Genomic DNA, 2,119 nt, shown 5'->3' with positions numbered 1-2,119 from the left:
AGCAAAAACAATAAACGCAGATATTAGTAGTATATGAAGTAATATTATTATATTTTTATTTTTTATCCTCTTTCTATTTTTCATAATTTTAAAATCATAAATTATTATTAAAATATACGGAAACGTACAAATGAAAAAAGCTATTATATCTACAAGTCCCCTCCATAACCAAGGAACTGGAGAAAAAGTAAAATAAATTACTCTTATTGGACTGTACAATATCATCTCTAAAAATGTATCTCCTCCTGGAATATTGTAAGACGCTCCATCTACTTTACCACTTATTGATGATAATTTTGATATATCTGTTATAGATTTTATATTTTTAAACTTAAGAAATAAAGAATTTTTAAAAAAATAAACAACCGGTAATATAAAAATTGATAGAGACATCATCGTTTTCAAGAAACTTTTTAAAGAAATTTTGAATACTTTTTTTCTATAATCCCAAATAAAATAAATTATTAAATATCCCAAAACTAAAGTAAACATTCCACTATGAAAAATCATCGAAAGTGTTGAAACTAATAATGCCATTATTAAGTTTTTTAAGCTATTTTTATTGAACCATTTAATAAAATATGAAAAGGAAAGTGTTACTAATAATATTATATGTGGTTCCTTAACAGTAAATGACGTATTCATCAAAGTTATTGGAGAAATAATAACCCAAGCTAAGATTAAATATATCTTTTTTTTATTTTGAATATATTTTAACATTAAATCTATCATCAAATTTACTGACATCATAAAAGATATAACTCCTACATAAGCTAATAAAAGTCTGCTATTCCCAATAAATTTTAGGAGGATTCCCATGTATAATGTTGTTCCAGAAAAATTGGAACCTCTGAAGCTAGGGACATTATTTAAATAAAAGTTCTCTGCCCCTAAATAAAAATCTAAAGGTTCAGTTGTCCCCCCTAGGCTATAATTTATATCATAATACATAATTAATAATCTAAATACTAACCCTATAAAAAGTAAAAATAAAACCACTTTATTTTTAGACCTTTTATAAGAATAAAATAAATATAAAAGCGTATTAAATAATATAAATATTACATCATAAATAGGATTAGTTTTTTCAAATCCAAACATTAAATTTAAAAGCCCTATAAATAGCAGTTCAAATAAAACTATATATTTTATTCTTTTCAACACTATCAACTTCTTTTCTTATTAATATAAGAATCCATAATTTTAATTGAAATACTTAGTCCTAATAACTTATAGAGAACCCTAAAAACTCTACTTTTTTTATCCATAGAAAAATTTAAAACTTTATCTAACTTTTTAATTTTTTCATAGATAGCACCTTTAACAGTATTTTCTTTATCTTCTAGTTCTATTAAATCTCCAACCATTAAAGAATATTGGATTGCAAGTATACTTTTTAATGCATTATTAGAATCTAGAAGTTTCATATTTCTTTCTATAACAGTATACCTATTTTCCCAAGAGCCTTTTGGCCTTGTTCCAGTTAAAGACTCCTTTCTAACTATATATGTATATGAATTAAAATTACTAACATAAAAATCTTTAACTACACTATAGAGCCTTATTCCCCATTCAATATCTTCACATGTCTTTAAATTCTCATCAAAGTAAAGGTTATTTTTTATAATTAGATCTCTCGATATCATTTTTGTCCAAGGACTTACAAAGAGTCTATTCTTTTTCAACAGTTCTTTAATTTTTTCATTTTTATTTTTCCTATTAAAATCTTTAGTTGCAAATTCATCTAAAGATTTGGCTATATATTTTTTATTATGAATCAGGTCATCTACAGTAAAACTATATAAAGTCAACTCATTATCATTATTTATTTCAACTAATTTCTTAAAAAAATAATCATCATTAAAATAATCATCACTATCTACAAATAAGATATAATCTCCATCAGATTTTTTTATTCCATCATTACGAGCAGAAGAAACCCCTTGATTCATTTTGTGAATTACCTTAATCCTACTATCTTTCATAGAGAATTCATCACAAATTTTTCCACTTTTATCTTTTGAACCATCATCAATTAATATAACCTCAAAAAAATTGTAACTTTGACTTAGTATACTTTCAACACATTTTTTCAAATATTTTTCTGCATTATAAACTG

Annotated in this window: 2 protein-coding genes; both read right to left on the bottom strand. The window is 23.8% G+C overall.

Annotated elements, in window-relative coordinates; genetic code table 11:
• Positions 1 to 1,161: hypothetical protein (locus WBG30_RS13235; protein ID WP_424505127.1), on the bottom strand; the 1,161-nt coding region annotated here is incomplete at its 3' end.
• Positions 1,162 to 1,166: 5 nt separating this feature from the next.
• Positions 1,167 to 2,119 (bottom strand): glycosyltransferase family 2 protein (locus WBG30_RS13230; protein WP_424505126.1); only part of this gene is annotated, 953 nt, incomplete at its 5' end.

Source organism: Psychrilyobacter sp. (assembly GCF_049671765.1).
Classification (GTDB): domain Bacteria; phylum Fusobacteriota; class Fusobacteriia; order Fusobacteriales; family Fusobacteriaceae; genus Psychrilyobacter.
This window is presented reverse-complemented; position numbering and strand designations above follow the sequence as displayed.